This is a genomic window from Planctomicrobium stercoris (assembly GCF_051465655.1).
In the GTDB taxonomy this organism is placed as follows: domain Bacteria; phylum Planctomycetota; class Planctomycetia; order Planctomycetales; family Planctomycetaceae; genus Planctomicrobium.
Window position 1 is genome coordinate 4,832,033 of record NZ_CP195791.1, and the last position, 16,386, is coordinate 4,848,418.

The 16,386-nt window shown below is 57.9% G+C and carries 10 protein-coding genes and 1 tRNA gene; 8 read left to right on the top strand and 3 right to left on the bottom strand.

Annotation, left to right across the window (positions count from 1 at the left end):
- From SH661x_RS19480 to SH661x_RS19495, 4 genes are all read left to right on the top strand, one after another.
- On the top strand, positions 1 to 927 hold the full coding sequence (locus SH661x_RS19480) for a tyrosine-type recombinase/integrase (protein ID WP_437225050.1): 927 nt from the start codon (positions 1 to 3) through the stop codon (positions 925 to 927).
- A 17-nt stretch (positions 928 to 944) separates the two neighbouring features.
- Positions 945 to 1,331 carry a DUF2513 domain-containing protein gene (locus tag SH661x_RS19485; protein WP_437225053.1) on the top strand — a complete coding sequence of 129 codons (387 nt, stop codon included), beginning with the start codon at positions 945 to 947 and terminating at the stop codon, positions 1,329 to 1,331.
- A 182-nt stretch (positions 1,332 to 1,513) separates the two neighbouring features.
- A tRNA-Phe gene (locus tag SH661x_RS19490) sits at positions 1,514 to 1,586 on the top strand.
- 273 nt (positions 1,587 to 1,859) lie between these two features.
- Positions 1,860 to 2,960: a restriction endonuclease gene (locus SH661x_RS19495; RefSeq protein ID WP_437225056.1), complete on the top strand. Its 1,101-nt coding sequence runs from the start codon at positions 1,860 to 1,862 to the stop codon at positions 2,958 to 2,960.
- A gap of 102 nt (positions 2,961 to 3,062) precedes the next feature.
- On the opposite strand, the gene SH661x_RS19500 is transcribed toward SH661x_RS19495, so the two are convergent.
- A complete protein-coding gene (locus SH661x_RS19500) occupies positions 3,063 to 3,650 on the bottom strand; it encodes a hypothetical protein (RefSeq protein WP_437225058.1) in 588 nt (195 codons plus the stop codon).
- Positions 3,651 to 4,028: 378 nt separating this feature from the next.
- On the opposite strand from SH661x_RS19500, the gene SH661x_RS19505 reads away from it, so the two are divergent.
- The 4 genes from SH661x_RS19505 (at position 4,029) to SH661x_RS19520 (ending at position 13,231) form a co-directional block, all read left to right on the top strand.
- The gene (locus SH661x_RS19505) at positions 4,029 to 6,710 is read left to right on the top strand and encodes a PVC-type heme-binding CxxCH protein (protein WP_437225061.1); all 2,682 of its coding nucleotides are present in this window, start codon (positions 4,029 to 4,031) and stop codon (positions 6,708 to 6,710) included.
- A 285-nt stretch (positions 6,711 to 6,995) separates the two neighbouring features.
- On the top strand, positions 6,996 to 10,244 hold the full coding sequence (locus SH661x_RS19510) for a valine--tRNA ligase (protein WP_437225063.1): 3,249 nt from the start codon (positions 6,996 to 6,998) through the stop codon (positions 10,242 to 10,244).
- Between the two features lie 174 nt (positions 10,245 to 10,418).
- The gene (locus SH661x_RS19515) at positions 10,419 to 11,687 is read left to right on the top strand and encodes a hypothetical protein (protein ID WP_437225066.1); all 1,269 of its coding nucleotides are present in this window, start codon (positions 10,419 to 10,421) and stop codon (positions 11,685 to 11,687) included.
- Positions 11,684 to 13,231, top strand: a complete 1,548-nt coding sequence (locus SH661x_RS19520) for a hypothetical protein (protein WP_437225069.1) — start codon at positions 11,684 to 11,686, stop codon at positions 13,229 to 13,231. Before SH661x_RS19515 ends, SH661x_RS19520 begins: the two co-directional genes overlap by 4 nt.
- A 16-nt stretch (positions 13,232 to 13,247) precedes the next feature.
- Here the strand turns inward: SH661x_RS19520 and purB are convergent, their stop codons facing one another.
- The gene (purB, locus tag SH661x_RS19525) at positions 13,248 to 14,678 is read right to left on the bottom strand and encodes an adenylosuccinate lyase (RefSeq protein WP_437225072.1); all 1,431 of its coding nucleotides are present in this window, start codon (positions 14,676 to 14,678) and stop codon (positions 13,248 to 13,250) included.
- Positions 14,679 to 14,839: 161 nt separating this feature from the next.
- Positions 14,840 to 16,129 carry a beta-ketoacyl-ACP synthase II gene (gene fabF / locus SH661x_RS19530; protein ID WP_437225074.1) on the bottom strand — a complete coding sequence of 430 codons (1,290 nt, stop codon included), beginning with the start codon at positions 16,127 to 16,129 and terminating at the stop codon, positions 14,840 to 14,842.
- Between the last annotated feature and the right edge of the window lie 257 nt (positions 16,130 to 16,386).

Sequence of the window (16,386 nt, forward strand, 5' to 3'; positions counted from 1 at the left end):
ATGATCGTTTCAGACCTCATCGAAAAGTTCTGTCGGCACTGCGAACGCCGGGGCTGCAAACCGGCGACGCTGCGTCAGTACCGCTCGCGCTTCCGCCCCATGATCGCTGCTCTCGGCCCGAGGCCGTGGGCCGAGCTTTCCCGCGAGGACCTGCTCGACTGGATCCACGCCAACACGCATTGGCCCGATGGTCGCGAGAAGGCGAAGGCAACGATCCGGAGCTACCTCATCTGCGTGCAGCTGCTCCAGAATTATGGCAGAGAGTTTCATGAGGGACCGGAGATCCTGAAGCCCAGGGATCTCGAGAAGCCGACCGGAGCAAGACGCGAACGGATCCCGACTCCGGCGGACGTGCGTCAGATCCTGAAGGCCGCCGACCCCGCCTGGTCTGTGATCTATCGCGCTCTGCGGCTGACGGGAGCCCGCCCCAGTGAACTCACCGGGGCCACGATCGAACAGATCGAGTTTCCTTCCGGATCAACGCTCGCGGAATCTCTCACCGCCGGCAAATGCACTCTGGTGCTGGAGCAGCACAAAACCTCCCGAAAGACCGGCAAGCCCCGACGAATCCCGCTCGGCAAACAGGTGGCCCCGCTGTTCATCGAATCCATTGGCACTCGCGACAGCGGCCCGATCTTTCACGATGCCGCCGGCAGATCCTGGACAGTTCCTCGCATCTCCAAAAAATTCCGCCAGCTCCGGGACAAGCTGGGACTGCCGGCAGACCTCGTCCTGTATTCCACCCGCCACGAATTCGGATCCGCGGTGACCAAGAAATTCGGGATCTTCCAGGCGAAGGAACTGCTCGGTCATTCGGACATCGCGACGACTCAGCGTTACTCTCATCTCTCCGAAGATGAGCTGCGAGGCTATCAGGAGGGAGCGATGGAAGACGTCGAACCCTCATCTGGTGAGACTGCGGCCTGATCGAATATGATCGCTCCATGAAACGCGACATGGAGCTGATCAAACAGATTCTTCTGTTCACCGAATCTCTGCCCGAAGGGAAGGGGCTCGGACGGCAAGCGCCGCCGATTCCTGGATATGACGAGCAGGCGATCCAGGAGCATGTCTACCTGCTGGAAGATTCCGGGTTCATTTATCCGCGCAGTCGCGACGCATTGCTGCCGACTGGCTTCGACGGCCTCCTGAACCGGGATCGCATGTCCGGCAAGCTGACGTGGCAGGGCCATGATTTTTTGGCCGAAGCCAAGGTTCCGTCTCTCTGGGCGAGTGCGATGCAGCGGGTCTCTCAACTGGGCGGGAGCGTGAGCATGGATGTCTTCAAATCCCTGCTCACCCAGGCCGCGAAGAATCAGCTCGGTCTCTGATCACGCGCGTGATCAGCTTCCCTCCAGGCGACAATTCCCACAGAATCGACTCGTCTGCTGTGCCCGGACCTATTCCTGACACTCCTGGTGTCGAAACGGTTGACAGTCGCGGATGATCACGCCAAGATGTGTGCCGCAAGACGGAACCGCGACTCTCTTTAGGTCGCGTTCTCCTTTGTTTTGGCCAGGTAGCTCAGTTGGTAGAGCACAGGATTGAAAATCCTGGTGTCGCCGGTTCGATCCCGGCCCTGGCCACTTTTATAGCGATTCCCCGTGTATCACCGGAGGATTGGAGTTCGTCTCCAGCTGCGTGGCCTGGCAGGGTCAGAAGCAAGCATTTCGCTGAACAACGCAGACTCTCCTCGAGTCAATCTTCTAGAAAAGTTCTACCGACCGCTGCGATTCACACCGAAGCATTCCGCATTGCACGCGACGACGAAGCAGAAAAAGCTTCAAATTGCTTATTAAGACCATTGCCAAGGTTCAATCCTGACCTTGTGATTCTGTGCCTGCAGCCGAATGTAAGCCATGAGCGATGCAGACTCGATCCGGGAACCGTGGGATGATTCAATCGACCTCAACCTCCCTGAGGCTGCGAACGAGCTGGCGGAGCCCGAGGCAGTCAGCAGCAGGAACGCGACGGGGTTTCTGAAAACCGGTGCGGCACATCTTGGGAATGCCAGCCGCTATGCGTTCGGCACCGCGAGGTCTGGGCTGGCTGCGGCGATTGTTACCGGAATTCGAATGGTTTCGGCAGAACGTGATCGCGATGAAATCATTCGCTGGTTCGTCGAGGCGAGAAGTATTCTCTCCCAGGGACGTCCAAAAACAGAGACTGCGAAGTCTCTTTATCAGTCGATCGACACACTGCGATTCGCAAAGCTTCTGACAAACACGGTTCGAACCAGCATTGCCAACTATCGTGGAGCGAATCTCCCGTTGTCGCTCAAAGTGGCCATGCCCATCACGGCCGTGGGAGCTGCCTTTTTCGGAACACAGTACGCGGGACTGGTCGCGATGGGCGGGGGGATCGGGCTGCCTGTGCTTTTGCTCCTGTTCCTTGGCACTGCCGGTGCAACGTCGGTCATTGAGGGATTCATCAAAGACCGGAGCATCCGTGATCCGCTCACGAAACTCCTCCTGGCATTTGTTGCAATGGAGACCTCCCGACAAGCGAAGAAGGAACTTCTGGATGCGATGCGGGCGGATGCAATGGTACCCGAACGCGTCCAGACACCGGATGATCCTTCGGCTCAGCTCGCATTTTTAATGCAGATGGATCCCATTGCCTTTGAGCGGCACGTCATGAGCTTTTTCGAAAAATGCGGATTTCCCACTGGACTCACAGCCAGGTCAAACGACTTCGGAGTGGATGGTTATGTCTTCCATCCGGACGGAATTGTGATTGTCCAGTGCAAGCGGTACGGCGAGGACAATCCTGTCGGTCGTCCTGCAATTCAGCAGTTTAAAGGGGTCATCGAGGAACAGCGGGCTTTTCGCGGCTACTTTGTCACGACGAGCAGATTCACGAACGAAGCAACAGAAAGCGCGGCAAAATCCGACCGAATCTGTCTGGTCAACGGGAGCGAACTCCTTCGGTGGCACAAGGACGGAATGTCGCTGAAATAGTGGCAAACCGAATGTCCTCGTAATCCAGTGTCGACCTCCGTTTTCACTTTTTCTCTTCGCCTCCCGCTGGGGGACGCTTGGCCAATGTCTCGCTTGGGCCTGCTACTTCACCGCAATCCAGCGATCCAGCTTTTTGTCGTTGCCCAAACTCTGCAGCACCAGTTCCTGATCGTCTGCCCGGATGACCCGGTAGCTCAGCGAATTTCCGAAGTCCTTTGACAGACGGTCGACGTTCGCTTTCGGAGTTCCGCTGACAATGGTGTGTGAGAGAATATTGTCCTTGAGCTCCCAGGAGAGTTCGAGATTCATTTCCTTCCCATAAATCAGTGCTGAGAGATAGTCCAGCTGCACGTTCATGGTGGCGGTCCCGCCGGGCTGAATGACAATTTCCCGGCGGATCGAGCCATTTCGCAACCAGCGCCCCAGAATCTGCTCATCGCGAAATTGATCTGGCGGAGCAGGGTCTTCCGTAGTGCTGGCGGTTTCGACGGTGCTGGTGATCGTCGAAGGATCCTGCACGAGTGCCGCGTCCGAAGCTGCGGGGGTCCGTCCCACAGACAGGACTCCCACGATGATCATAAAGACGACCAGGCACGCCCCGGTCAGCAACGTCCGCTCACGACGGCGGGCGAGAAGTTCTTCCACACTCGACACTTGAGATTCCTGTCTGCGGGTGAATTTCTGACTCACAACTCAGTTCCACGAAATATCGAATCGAATTCAAACAGCTGGCCGACGACGACGGACTGACGTTTTACAAACAGTGGCGGACACGCCAGAATCGGGAGACCTGACTGCTCTGGATATACAATCCGCAAAATTTGGGTGCGAATTTCCCAAAGCCTACGACATTCCCAGCTTAGAGAGAAAGGCCAATCTTCCAGGTTCGAGATTGAACAAGTTCGTCACACGAAATTCTTCGGGGCAGGCAACTGTCCTGCAAGCCCCCTCCACCAATCTCCCTCCGTAACGAGTTTGAACTGAACTACACCAACGTTTCAGGTGTCATCCAGCCGGCAGAACTGCTGGAATCGCTTGCATGACCCCTGAACAGAATTCGAGCAACGCATGACCAGATTATTGCTGCTGACAGTTCTCTCCGCCTGTATTTTCGGCCAATTGAAGAGCGCACAGGCACAGGAGACCCTCAAACTCCATCCTGGGGATAAAGTCGTCGTCCTGGGCAACACGTTTGCCGAACGGATGCAATCGTTCAACAACTGGGAAACACTGCTGCACAGCCGCTTCCCCAAAGAAAAGCTGACTGTCCGTAACCTCGGGTACGCTGCCGATACCATTACGGTTCGCCTGCGGTCGGAGAATTTTCAGGATCATGGTCATACGCTCGTCGATCACCAGCCCAACGTGATCATCGCCTGCTTTGGTTTTAACGAGTCGTTTGCCGGCCCCGCTGGCCTCCCCGCGTTCGAGCGTGATCTGGCCCAGTTCCTGGCCGATCTCAAAGAGCTGAAGTACCCCACTCAGTACTATCCCAATGGTCGAACTGAGCCCGTGGTGCAGGACAAAACCGGAGAGATCAAGCAGGTCCCGACGGTCGTGCTAGTCTCGCCGATTGCCAACGAAGACCTGCCCGAACGCAATATTCTCGCAGCCACCCGAAACAACAAGAACATCGAACTCTACACCGCTGCCATGAAGAAGGTGGCGGATGCCGCTCACGTGCAGTTCGTTGACCTGTACACAGGCAGCAAGAAGTTGCTGGACAACCCGGACACCAACCTCACCTTCAACGGATGTCACCTCACCGATGAAGGGGATGCAGCGGTCGCGGAACTCCTTGACCAGGGACTCTTCGGGACTGCCACGACTCCTTCGGGCGATCTGGCTGCCAGCATCAAGAAAGAACTTCACGAGAAGAACAAGCAGTTCTTCTACGACTATCGCGCTGTCAACGGATTCTACATCTATGGGGGCCGCAAGAATCCATTCGGCGTGGTGAACTTCCCCGCCGAGTTTGCCAAGCTCCGAAAGATGGTGGAAGTTCGTGATGAGCGTGTCTGGAAAGCCGCTGCCGGGGAAACTCTGCCGGAAGCGATTGACGATTCCAAGACCGGCGAATTCACACCGATCGAAACGAACTTCAAGGAAGAAGTGAAGATCATCCCGCCGGAAGAGTCTGCGAAGATGTTCACGCTCGCTGACGGCTTCCAGGTGAATCTGTTCGCTTCGGAAGTGGAGTTTCCAGATCTGGAGAATCCCGTCTCCTTCACCTTCGACGCGAAGGGTCGGCTGTGGGTGACGACGAACAATTCGTACCCTCAATACCTTCCCGGGACTCCCGTGAACGACAAGGTCCTGATCCTCACGGATACGGACGGCGATGGCAAAGCTGATGAACAGAAAATCTTCGCGGACAACCTGTACCTGCCAATCGGCATCGAACTGGGCGATCACGGCGCCTACGTCTCTCAGCAGCCGAACCTCGTTCATCTCAAAGATGCGGACGGGGACGACCGGGCCGAGAGCATGGAAACCGTGCTGCAGGGCTTCGACTCCGCAGACTCGCACCACTCCATCAGCGCCTTTGAAATGGGTCCGGGTGGAGAACTCTACTTCCAGGAAGGGACCTTCCATCACACGCAGGTCGAATCTCCTTACGGACCAAAACGGGTCGCCAACGCAGCGGTCTTCCGTTACGACCCCAAGCCGGAAAAGTTCGACGTCTACGTCTCCTATCCCTTTGCAAACCCGTGGGGACACACGTTCGATCGCTGGGGGCAGAACTTTGTGGCTGATGCTTCGGGAGGAGCCAACTACTTCGCAGCGGCCTTCTCCGGAGACCTCGACCATCCCCGCAAGCACCCCGGCCTGAAGGAATTCTTCACCAAACAGTGGCGACCGACCTGCGGGTGCGAGATTGTCAGCAGCCGACATTTCCCCAAAGAAATGCAGGGCGATTACCTGCTGAATAACTGCATCGGATTTCAGGGAGTGCTGCAGTACCGGATGCGGGAAGAAGGATCCGGCTATGCGGCCGATCCCGTCACGCCGCTGCTCCGCTCGTCCGATTACAACTTCCGCCCGGTGGATATTCAGTTTGGCCCCGATGGAGCACTTTACATCCTCGACTGGTACAACCCGCTCGTGGGACACATGCAGCACTCCATTCGGGACCCGAATCGCAGCAAGACTCACGGACGCATCTGGCGCATCACACACACCCAGAACCCGCTGGTCACCCCTGCTGTGATCGCTGGTGAACCCGTTGCCAAGCTTCTGGACCTGTTGAAGGTTTACGAAGACCGCACTCGCTACCGCGTGCGTCAGGAACTTCGTGATCGCGACACCGCAGAAGTTCTGGCCGCAGTTGACACCTGGATTGCAGGTCTGGACAAGTCCGACGACGAGTACGAGCACAATCTGCTCGAAGCCTTCTGGGTCAAGCAGCATCACGACGTTCTCGATGAGAAGCTGCTCAAGCAACTGCTGAGTGCGAAAGACGGTCGGGCACGCGCTGCTGCGGTCCGGGCCCTGTGCTATGCGAAAGATCGAATCGAGAATCCACTGGCGCTGCTGCAGGTTGCCGTCAACGATGAACATCCTCGCGTCCGGCTGGAAGCAGTCCGCGCGCTCAGCTTCTTCGACAATCAGGAAGCACTGGATATGACAGTCGAATCGCTGCTCTACGATCAGGACGACTATCTGGAGTATACGCTGAAGGAAACTCAGGAGACCCTGCAGCGAAGAATCGACGCCGCCAGCAAAGCGGCTGCTGAAGATGCCAAATAAATGTCACCCGGCGAGCGGGAGACGTCAGTCTCCCGATGATGATCAAATCGGGGGGCTTACGCCGCCCCGCTCTCCGTGACACTCCAATTGGTGATCTGCAGCGTCATGCAGTCAACGCGGGGAAATGCTCCTCTTCAAGTCGCAGCTCAACGAGTTCAGTCAATGACAAATGACGATTGACAAATGACCAATGACAAATGGGTCCTGTTGTGACCGTCCTTGCAGTCACTCGTCGCGAGGCGTACCCTGCAGTTCAAAATTCCCGTCGTTTTTTCCAAGAGATCCATGTCAGACATCCCCAAGCTTTACGATCCTCAGGCAGCTCAGGCGAAGTGGTTTCCCTACTGGGAAGAGCGCGGCTATTTCAACGCGGATCCAAATCCAAACAAGCCTTCGCACACCATCATGATTCCGCTCCCCAACGTCACGGGAGCGCTGCACATGGGGCATGCCCTGAACAGCACCTGCCAGGATCTCATTAATCGCTGGCGGCGGATGCAGGGGTATGAAGCATTGTGGATGCCCGGGACCGACCATGCCGGCATCGCGACACAGGCCGTGGTGGAACGGCGGATGCTCGAGGAAGAAGGGCTGACGCGGCACGATGTCGGTCGTGAAGCACTGGTCAACCGCATCTGGCGGTGGAAAGACACGTTCGAAAAACGGATTATCGGCCAGCTCAAGTCGATGGGAGACAGCTGTGACTGGCGCCGAACCCGCTTTACCCTCGATCCGATCTGCGCGCGTGCCGTTCGCCGCACCTTCTTCAAGATGTTCAAGGACGGACTGATCTTCCGCGGCAAGCGGCTGGTGAACTGGGACGCTCATCTGCAGACAGCTGTCGCCGATGATGAAGTCTTTGAAGAAGAGACCGCCGGGCACTTCTGGACGTTCAATTATCCCATCGTGGACGACAACGGACAGCCGACCGGCCAGTCGATCCGCTTCAGCACGACCCGGCCGGAAACGATGTTGGGGGATACCGCTGTCTGCGTTCATCCGACCGATGAGCGCTACACGGCTCTGGTCGGGAAGAAGGTGCGTATTCCCGTCAACGGCCGCCTGATTCCGATCATTGCGGACGCCCTGCTGGCGAATAAGGAACTCGGAACCGGGGCGGTGAAAGTGACCCCGGCCCACGATCCGAACGACTACGCCTGTTACCTGCGCAATCCCGAGATCGGCATCATCAACATCCTGAACCCGGACGGCACGCTCAATGAAAATGCCGGGGAGTGGGAAGGGATCGACCGGCTGGTCGCTCGTCCGCTCTTGGTGGAGCGAATGTCGGAACTGGGGCATTTCGAAGCGGTCGAAGACCGGGTCATTCCGCTCAAGCACAGCGACCGTTCCAAGACTCCCGTCGAACCATTCCTCAGCGACCAGTGGTTCGTGAAGATGGACACGCTCGCACAGAACGCGATCGACGCTGTCGAGGATGGCCGGGTCCGTTTCTTCCCGCAGCGATACGCCAAAACCTACATCGACTGGCTGGCCGAGAAGCGAGACTGGTGCATCTCCCGCCAACTCTGGTGGGGCCACCGGATCCCGGTCTGGACTGCAGATTTTGGAAACGCAGAGGACGCAGAGGACGCAAAGAAGAGGATCGAATCTGCACCTTGGTTCAATCCAGATATCGTTTTCGTTCGTATCGAATCGTTGGGGAATTCGGCATCTGCTGGTATCCAAGGTACATCAGCAGTCGTCGCTTTACCACGCGCAAGATTACTTGTCAGCATTGATGACGGACATGCAGAAATTGAAGCCGCGGTCCAGTCGCCGAAGTTTTTTTCATTGACACAAGAGGAGGACGTCCTCGACACCTGGTTCTCCTCCGCGCTCTGGCCGCATGCCACGCTCGGCTGGCCGGACAAGGAACACAATCCGCCGCTCGATGAGAAGGAAGTCGCGAAGCAGTCAGCGGTCAGCGGTCAGCGGTCAGAAAATGCTGACAGCTCAACGCCTCACAACGAAGTCCTCGACTACTTCTACCCTGGTAGCGTCCTGATCACCTCGCGCGACATCATCACGCTGTGGGTCGCGCGGATGGTGCTGACCGGGCTGTACAACATGGGGGAAGTGCCGTTCAAGCATGTGCACGTTCACCCCAAGATCCTCGACGGCTTCGGGCAGACGATGTCGAAGTCCAAGGGGAACGGTGTGGACCCGGTCGACCTGATCGACAAGTACGGGACCGATGCGGTCCGGTTCACCATTGCGTCGTTCGCAGGGGAAACACAGGACGTCAAGCTCCCCATCAGCTACGAGTGTCCCAAGTGCGAAACCCTGATTCCGCAGACGCTCAAACATCAGTCCGCGAAACCTGGCATCGGCGATGCCGGGAAACCGACGATTCACTGTCCGAAGTGCAAGGCGAACTACCAGTACACCAGCCCCAACTACGACCCCGATCCGGATGCTCCCGTCGCCCGGATGGTGAGTGAACGCTTCGAATACGGCCGAAACTTCTGCAACAAGTTCTGGAACGCGGCCCGCTTCGCGATGATGAACCTGCAGGACTACACGCCGGGTGAAGTGACCGCCGATCAGCTGCAGCTGGAAGACCGCTGGATCCTGTCGCGCCTTTCGACCACTGCCAACGCGATGAACGAGTATCTGGGTCGATACCAGTTCGACGCTGCCACACGCGCCGTCCGGGATTTCACCTGGAACGAGTTCTGCGACTGGTACCTGGAAATGGTGAAGTCGCGACTGCGCCGTGATGAGTCGAGAGAAGAGAGTCCAGAGTCCAGAGCAAAACGAGAAACCGCACAACGAGTCTTGCTGTGCGTGCTCGATTCGCTCGTGCGTCTGCTGCAGCCGTTCGCACCGTTTATCTGCGAAGAACTCTGGCAGCGCCTCAACGAAATCGCCCCAGTGCGTGCACTGCCGACGTTCGACCCGGCGAGCGGGAGACGTCAGTCTCCCGATGTTGCGGTCCAAACTTCAGATTCATCGGCGGGCTCACACCGGCCGCTCGCCGTGCTCACGCCACAACCTGTTTCAGAAGCGGCGATTGTCGCCCAGTGGCCTCAGATCCCGGTCAGCTGGCAGGATGCTGGCCTGGAGAAACGGTTCGAGCGTCTGCAGGAAACGATCGCGGCAGTGCGAAACGTCCGCTCGATCTACAACATTCCCCCGGGAACCCCGGTCAAGCTCCTCATGCGTGCTTCTCCGGAAGTGGCGGGAGATATGCAATCGGTCTCCTCGCAGTTCGACAATCTCGCCAAGGCGGTCCTCGAGGCGGCTGGAGCGGAAGTGGAACGCCCGAGCGGATCCGCGAGCTTTTCGCTGGGAGATGCTGACGGGTTCATCCCGCTGGAAGGTCTCATCGACACGGGGGCCGAGCTGGAACGGCAGATGAAGGAAGCGGAGAAAATCCGCAAGCATATCGCCGGACATTCAGCGAAACTGGAGAACGAAAGCTTTGTCAGCAAAGCTCCGCCGCATGTGGTGGAACAGATCCGCGTCACGCTCGAAGGACTGAAAAACCAGCTCAAGAGTGTGGAAGAGATTATTGCCGACCTGGGGTGATTGAAGCAGTCCAGAGCGAAGAGTCGAGAGTCCAGAGCCGGAAAGTCTATGTGATATTGCTCTGGACTCTGGTCCCTCGACTCTGGACTTCGTCCTATTGTTAAAACGCATTCGTTCACTCAATCGCGCCCTCGCCGTCTGGTCGATTTCGCTTGTGCGGGATAAACTGGGAGCATGAGCGGCTGGTTTTCCAAAGCGGCAAACGTCTTCAAACCGGATGTCCCGGAAGCGTCGCTGCCGTTTGTGCATTTCTGCTTCTGCGGTGAAGAACTTCGTGGCCTGCGAAAACCGCATCACCAGCAGCTTGTCTGCAAGGTGTGCCAGGCACGATTGTTCATCCTGCCGCGAGACGTTTACCCGGCGCCGCTGCCAGCTGCCGAACGTCCGGAGGCACGGCCCGCTCCCATCCCCGTCACCGTCCTGCCTGATGAGGAGCAGGCGGAGGTCGTCGAGGCCAACGTCACGGCCGAACCCCCAAAGCTCCCTGCCGGACCGAAGAAGCGAAAAAAACAAACCGCGTCCGAGCCTCAACTCCCGACCTTGGCCCAGCTGCGACAGCGGATCCGCGATGCGGAGAAACCCAAAGCTCCCCCCAAGGTGGCTGCTGCAGAACCCCAGCGGACCCCCTACCTTGATGGGGTCGGAAACAAAGTGGGTGAGCTGGGTCGGGAAGCCCGCAAGGAATTCATCCGGTTCTGGACCCCGTTCCGCATCCTGACCGCGGCAGTCCTGATCGTCATGCTGTTCACCGGTGCCTGGATGGTGCGGCAGAGCCTGCTGGCCAGCGCCGCCAGGATCGCCCAGCGGGAAGGGGACCTGGGAATGGAAGCGGTCAGAAAAGAAGAATGGACCGTCGCCCGCGAACACCTGCAGCGTGCGGCCGTCGCTCTCGAGCGGCTGGGCAGAAGCGATCCCGAATCGCAGACCATTCGTCAATATGCCCGCGAAACCGAGGCTCTGTTCCGCCTGTCTCCTGTGACGCTGGAGGAGCTGCTCAGCACCGCTCAAACCGAACTGGCAGGCCGCGAAGAGAAAGAGAAATCGATCAACAAACTTGCCAGTGCCTACTACGGAGACTGGATGCTGCTGGAAGGAACCGTTGAGGACGTTGCCCCCCAAGAAGGCAGACGCCGGGAGTTCGTCATTCGACTGCCGGCGGATGCTGCAGGGAAGACTGCCACGTTGCGGGTCAATTTTCCGGTACTCAATCAACTGATCCCGAAAGGGGAGGCAAAGCCGCTCATCATCGCAGGCGCTCTGACCGACTGTGCACAGAACGAAAAAGGGGACTGGGTGATCACTCTGGATTCGGAGACGGGATTCCTCTGGGGTCATCTGGACACGTACAAGGCCATCGGATTCGGTTTCAATCCGGTTCGTACGCAGGCAGCTGTGGAAGCCGAACTCCGGGAGCAGACGGAAGCAATGGGGGTGACCGAATGATCCGGTTCATCGATCGCCGACTCGCGGTTATCGGATGGCTGTCGTTGCTGCTGGTCTGCGCGCCTGCCCGTATCGCGAGCGCGGAGGTCCGCTCGATTCAGGACTTCATGGTTTTCAAAGACAAATGGGGGGACTTCGTCCTGACCGAGTATGTCTGGCAACTGGAAGGCCGATATGGACTCATCAGCGACGGCAATCTGACCTTCACGAACTGTCCCCTCCCTTTCCGGATCACGCCGGAGCAGGCGAACGCCCGTGGCAACTCGGGAGTTGTCGAAGTCACGGGCAAAATCATTCAGGGTGAGAAGGGGCTCGTTTTTCAAGTAGAGAAGCTCGTTCCCCGGCCGCGCGACACAGAGCGAGTCAAAACGCTCCGGTTCGGAATCGACAGCGAAAAAGCATCCCAGTGGCACTCGGTCGCTGAGTGGGCTCGCGGGCGAGGCACCTTCTACAACGATAAAGAACTTCTGAATGCGGCCCATGACCTCGACCGCAACGGCATCCTCACCGAACTGCGACAGCTTCAGCCGACGGATGAAGCGGGATTCGCTGCGTTGATGGTCAAGGCACGCGACAAGAAAATGGATGCCGAGCTCCTGCAACAGATGATGCACGATTCGCTGCAGGCCCGATATCTGAATGTCCGGGCTAAAAAGTTCTCGGACGCTCAGTTCCGCGATCTGCAGTTGCAGGTTCAGAACGAACTCCCGGGAGCAGCGACACCGCTTGCCGAGATGCCCACGGAACTCAACACCCGGTACTTCGAAGATCCAAAGTCCGTCTTCGCCGCTGCTCCCCCTGAGCAAAGACAGGTTCTGGCCCGGTTATTTGTCGTCGAACTTCTCTCGCAACGAATTCTGAACGTCGCGCGTCCCGACGGCAGCAACGCCTTTGAAATCATGGACCGCCTGCAGTCGGAAGTTCCCGAACGGCGTGACCTGATCGAGAAATACAGAGAGCTCGCCATCGCCTGGGGTCAGCAGAAAGTTGACGTCTTCACCCGCGCCCAGCTCGATGAATTCACAAACCGGCTTGAAAAACTCGGACAGAAGGAACTCTCCGAAGCGGTCAAAAGGAAATGGCTGACCGCGAGAGATCCGTTCTACCGGCAGGACGGGGCCCGTGGTCTGGCCGACCTTGCCCAGCAATGGATGTCACTGCTGAAAGACGAACCAGCTGCAGCTGCTTTGTATATCGATGCTTTAAAAGAGAACCCGCAGTACACGCCAGCCACGGAGTGGTTGACCGCGCATGGGTATCGTCAGGTCGGAGAGACCTGGCTGCTCGAAGCGGAAGTGGCAGCCATGCCGCTGAGCCCGCGCGAACAGGCCATCAGAGAAGGACGTGTCGAAACCGGCATGACCGCCAGTCAGGTGCAGGCTGCTCTCGGGACGGTCCCCAGCAGTGTCACCCGCCTGGCCAGTCGAAATCAGGTCACGGAATGGTGGACGTATCGCGAAGCTGGCGTTGTCATCCAGTTGGTGAAAGTCACCCGCGCTCCGGAGAGCACAGTTACCAGAGTCGAAAAGCTGCAGAGCCCCTGAGGACTCAAATTTCCAGTTACACCCGCAGTTCTTCTGCTGCCGCTTTCAGTTCTTGCGGGTAGCGTGCCCGGATGGGGTCGACCACGTCACGGATAAACTCATCGACCTGTTCGGGACTGCGACCGATGAAGCGCTTCGCATCCAGGGCGTTCTTCAGATCGACTTTCGCGAACAGCGGGTCTTTGGCAAGGCGTTCCAGCAGATCGTTCTGCAGACCATGCTCTTTCACCTGCCGGGCTGCTTCGACGCTGTGAATTCGCACCTGTTCATGCAGTTGCTGACGGTCCCCACCCGCCTGCACACCGGCCATCAGAATCTCTTCGGTCGCCATGAATGGAAGTTCTTCAGCCAGCCGGCGGGCGATGACCTGCGGATAGACCACCAGTCCTTCCGCGATGTTTCTGTAGAGAATCAGCACAGCATCGATCGCCAGAAACGCCTGCGGAATGGAGAGTCGACGATTGGCACTGTCATCCAGTGTCCGTTCCATCCACTGCACCGCAGCGGTCTGGTCACCGTTCTCCGCCAGGCTCATGGCAAAACGGGCCAGCGCACAGATCCGTTCGGCTCTCATCGGGTTGCGTTTGTATGCCATCGCTGAAGAACCGATCTGCTTGTCCTCTTTAGGTTCCTCGATCTCCTTCCAGCCCTGCAGCAGTCGCAGATCGCTGGCTGCCTTGTGAGCGGACTGGGCGATGCCGCTGAGAGTCGCCAGCACCTGGGCATCCACTTTGCGTGAATACGTCTGACCGGTCACCGGGTATGTCTGCTCGAATCCCATCTTCGCTGCGACCATCCGGTCGAGCTTCAGAACCTTCTCGTGATCTCCCTGAAACAGCGTGAGGAAGGTGGCCTGCGTTCCTGTGGTCCCTTTAACTCCGCGGAACCGCAACGTTGCCAGACGGTGTTCGACTTCTTCCAGATCGAGCACGAGATCATGGCACCACAACGTGGCCCGCTTGCCGACGGTGACGGGCTGAGCCGGTTGCAGGTGGGTGAACCCCAGGCAGGGGAGGTCACGGTACTGGGCCGCGAACGTGGCCAGACGGTCGATCACCTGCACGAGCCGAGCCCGGACCAGTTGCAGGGCAAGCCGGGTCTGAATCAGTTCCGAGTTGTCGGTGACGTAGCACGACGTCGCCCCCAGATGAATGATGCCGGCTGCCTGCGGGCACTGGTCGCCATAGGCGTGAACGTGAGCCATGACGTCATGCCGGACCTGCCGTTCGTATTTGGCGGCAGCGGCGAAATCAATGTCTTCCACATGCGCCCGCATTTCTGCCAGCTGCGCATCGGTAATCTCCAGTCCCAGTTCCTGCTCGGATTCCGCCAGGGCAATCCACAGCTTTCTCCACCACGAGTGTTTGGCCTGCGCGGACCAGATGCCGCTCATCTCCGGGGATGCGTAACGGGTATTCAACGGATTCTGGTAAATGAGATGATCCACGTGAGCAACCACATCTCTGAGTGCTGGAGAGTTGAAGAAAGGGTCTTCAGAGTTCCGCAGGCGGATGCATGGAAGTCCATGCACGACACGCCCGCATCACCTGCGGAGCAAGCTGCCCTGAGGAGAAGGGAAGGATCTGAAGAGATTTCCAGGATTCTGACTCAGACCTTGGAAAGAATCAACGACACGTTCTGTCCGCCGAACCCCGCGTTGTTGGTCATCACAGTGCTGACCTTCTTTTCACGAGTGACATTGGGGACGTAGTCCAGATCGCATTCCGGATCCGGGAACTCGTAATTGATGGTCGGGGGAATGATGCCGTCCGCGAGAGCCTTGAGCGAAAAGATTGCTTCCAGTCCGCCGCAGGCTGCCACGAGGTGACCGGTCATGCTCTTTGTGCTGGACATCGGAATCTTGTACGCATGGTCTCCCAGTGCGGTTTTCACAGCCTGTGTTTCCGTGCGGTCGTTCGCACCGGTGCTGGTGCCGTGAGCGTTGATGTACTCGATCTGGTCCGCATTCAGGCCCGCGTCGCGGAGTGCCATGCCCATCGCCCGGCTGGTGCCGTTGCCGTCAGGCGGAATGTCGGTAATCCGGTAGGCATCGCAGGCCACACCATATCCGCGAATTTCACCGTAGATCCGTGCACCGCGCTGGCGAGCATGCTCGTATTCTTCGAGGATCAGCATGGCAGCCCCTTCGCCCATGACGAAGCCGTCCCGCTCTTTGTCGAAGGGACGAGACGCTGCCTGCGGATTGTCGTTGCGGGTGGAGAGGGCCGTCAGCAGACAGAACCCGGTCACTCCGTAGGGGTGAATCATGCTGTGCGAACCGCCGACGATCATCATGTCCGCACAGTCATTGCGAATGAACTCGGTCCCTTCGCCAATCGCCTGAGCAGATGCCGCACAGGCGGTGAGGCAGTTGGCGTTGGGTCCGCCGGCATTGAACATCCCGGCAATGCGTGCTGCCAGCATGTTCGGTTCCTGATGCCGTTCCGACTCTGCATCGAGTCGTTGAAGGGCCAGCTTAGTGAAAATCTCCATGTCGAAGTCGCGCCCGGGGAGCGTCGCTTCGGAGATCATGTCCATGAAGATGTCAAAATCCTGCGAACCTTCCCCGGAGCCCATGTAGACTCCCAGCCGGGTCGGGTCTTTCAACGACTTCACATCGAGCCCGGAATCAGCGACAGCCTGAACCGCCGCTGCAATTCCGAACTGAATATTCGGTCCGGCCTTCTCCAGTGATTTCACCACGGCCGGTTCCAGCCACCGGTTGAGGTCGAAGTCCTTCACTTCACCTGCGATCTGAGTCGGGAAGTGCGAAGCATCAAACCGGGAGATCCGACCAATGCCGGACTTCCCTTCGCAGACTGCCTTCCAGGTGGTTGCTACATCGTTTCCGACAGGACAGACAGCTCCCACACCGGTGACTACAACACGTCGACGCATCTTGAACTCACTTCGCTTCAGGACTCAAACTCTTCCACTCTCCCGCTCCAGAGAGTGTAACATAATGAACGGGTTTGCCGAATTGCTGATAGACCTGATCACCTGATATCAACATCTGTTGAATTGACGGAAGATCACCCATGCGATTTTACCGAAACATGACAACTGCAACTTGATTGATGAAAAAATGTTACAAAGAATTGAACGCTCAAGGAGATCGAGAGTCAATTCGGGGAATTTTTCGTAGAGGCTTTAGG